At 67.3% G+C, this 2,504-nt stretch carries 2 protein-coding genes; one reads left to right on the top strand and one right to left on the bottom strand.

The annotated features are described in order from the left end of the window. The coding region (locus tag AB0B72_RS40110) for a multicopper oxidase domain-containing protein (protein WP_367745041.1) at positions 1-938 on the bottom strand (938 nt) is incomplete at its 3' end. Positions 939-1,782: 844 nt separating this feature from the next. On the opposite strand from AB0B72_RS40110, the gene AB0B72_RS40105 reads away from it, so the two are divergent. Beyond that, on the top strand, positions 1,783-2,504 hold a 722-nt coding region (locus AB0B72_RS40105), incomplete at its 3' end, for a plastocyanin/azurin family copper-binding protein (RefSeq protein ID WP_367745040.1).

Below are 2,504 nucleotides of genomic sequence, written 5' to 3'. Positions count from 1 at the left end.
ACTTTCTCGCTCGCGCCGGTCACCGTGAACACCCCGGACATCCCTGCGTCGGAGTGGCTCTGCACGTGGCAGTGGTACATCCATTTCCCGGGGCCGACGCGCTCACCGGCGATCACCTGGAAGCCGAACGACTCGGCGGGCCCTGTGGTCTTGGTGTCGATGATCCGGCTCTGATCCTCCGAATCCGCCAGCAGGCCGGTGCGGTTGTCGGCCCAGCGGTGTCCGTGGATGTGGAACGTGTGGAAGAGGTTCCCGTGGGCGATCACGATGAACTCCACCCGCTCGCCGAGCTTGGCGGTGAAGTCGGGCGCCTGGGTGAGGTTGTTGGTCTTCATGTCGTTGAAGACGACCGTGAAGGTCCTGTCCGGGAGCACGTCGCCTGTGCGGCGTACCACCAGTGGCCCGTAGAGCCCGCGCAGGATGCCGCCCGTGCCGTGGTCGGTCCCCACGACGTGGTCGTGGTAGTGCCAGTAGCCCGCGCTGCCGGGTTCGAAGGTGCCGTCCGGGCGGTCGGCCGGGGCGTGGGTGCGCCAGGTGTAGACGTACCGGCCTCCCGGCTCCACCACGCTGTCGTTCATCCGCGTGCCGTCGCTGTTCCATTCATAGTCCACCCCGTGCACGTGCAGGCTGGCGGTCACGTCCGTGTTGTTGACCAGCTCGATCTCGAGGATCTCGCCCTCGATCATCTCGATGAGGGGACCGGGGATCGTGGGCTTGCCGGGCTCCAGGCCGTAGCCCATCTGACCGTCCGGCAGGTTGTCCACGTAGAGGGTGATGCGGCGGACACCGCCCGGCTCGCCCGCTGTCTTGTCCGCAGGCGCCGCGGTCGCCTGGCTCGCCACGGCGAACGGCGCGATCGCGGCGGCTGTCACCGCGGTGGTGGCGAAGACGCGCCGCGAGAGTAGGCGTCGCGTCACATCAGTGCTTTTCTCGGTCATGGTTCCCAATCGAGGACGGCGCTCGCCGGGGACGGCGAGCTGGGGGGTGGTCCGTGATGCCGACGGCGAGCCGGCAGAGACGACATGAGGTCGAGATCCCAAGGCCGGCCCGCAGAGCGTCGGGCATGCCGATCCGGAGGAAATTCGGGCAGGTCTAAGGGCACTTCCATCGATGCGTAATAGGTCTTTTGCCGACTTTCGGTACATAGGGTAACGAACGAGTCAACTTAGTAATAGATGTGGACTAAATGCAGCCAGACTGTTACGTTTCCAGCCGAAGCGCCTGAGGAGCGGCCACCAGCCTCTGAAGGGATGGAGGACGTCACAGCACCGATGCCGTCGCCGGGAGTGATCGATCGGCGCAGGGACGAGGAGCTTGACAAGGTCGGCGCCACGTCCGGCATCGGCGAGCCCAGTGCCCACTGCGGCCGATCAGGTAGTTCTTCCGAAGGTTGCTGTTGCCCCCCCACAACCGAAGGAGCGGACGATGGGACGAAGAGACCTCTTCGCGTACCCCGGCCACCCGCCTGGCGCCGCGCCGTGATCATAAGGGGAACGTCGCCCTGACTCTGGGCGTGGCGACGCCGCCCGTCATGGCCGCCAGACCTACCACCGCTCCGAGGCCGACACCGCCTGGCCGACACCGCCTGGCCGGGGTCCGCGACGCCCGTGTGCGCGAGCTCTCCCGCCCGGCACGCCCTCGGAGTGACGTCGGCCAAAGCACGATGTCCGCCGGCCGGCGCATCAGATCATGAGAGGTACACGGTATATGCGCAACAGATTCTTCTCGGGCTTCCTCGGTGGTTTGCGGAGGGCGCTCAGAACCCCTGCCACGCTCGGACGCATGGTCCTGGTGATCGCGGCAGTGGCACTGCCGACGGCGTGGCTGTCGGGAGTCGGAGCCGCGGCGCAGGCTCAGGGACAGCAGGTCGCCCAGGCGGCGGAGCAGACGCTCGTCTGGACCGCCGACAACGGTTACACCGCGTACAAGTCCGCGCCGACCACGGCGACGGCCGGCCCTACGACGATCATCTTCGAGACGAACGCGTCGACCGGCAACACCTCCGGGATGACGCACACGCTGACGTTCGACATCTCCAGCCCCGGCTACAACCACGACGTCGATGTCAACTTCATCGCCAGCCCCTTCGACGCGAACGGGGGCAGGCACGAGGTTCAGGTGAACCTCACCCCGGGAACGTACCGCTTCTACTGCGCGATCCCCGGTCACTCGGGAATGGTCGGCGAGATCGTGGTCACCAGCGCTGGTCCCACCGACACGACGCCGCCGCAGGTGTCGGCGGATGTGTCGGGCGAGAAGAACGCCGATGGTGACTACGTGGAGTCCGCCGCGGTGACCGTCTCCGCGACCGACACCGAGTCCGGTGTGGACACGGTGGAGTACGCCCTGGATGGCGGCGCGTTCCAGGCCTACACGGCTCCGGTGTCGGTGAACCAGGTCGGCGAGCACACTGTGCGGTACCGGGCGACCGACAAGGCCGGCAACACCTCCGACGTCGCCGCCACCGACTTCACGGTCGTCGCGGCGCCGCCGCCCGTCGAGAC

The sequence above is a fragment of the Microbispora sp. NPDC049125 genome (genome assembly GCF_040802045.1).
In the GTDB taxonomy this organism is placed as follows: Bacteria; Actinomycetota; Actinomycetes; order Streptosporangiales; family Streptosporangiaceae; genus Microbispora.
This window is presented reverse-complemented; position numbering and strand designations above follow the sequence as displayed.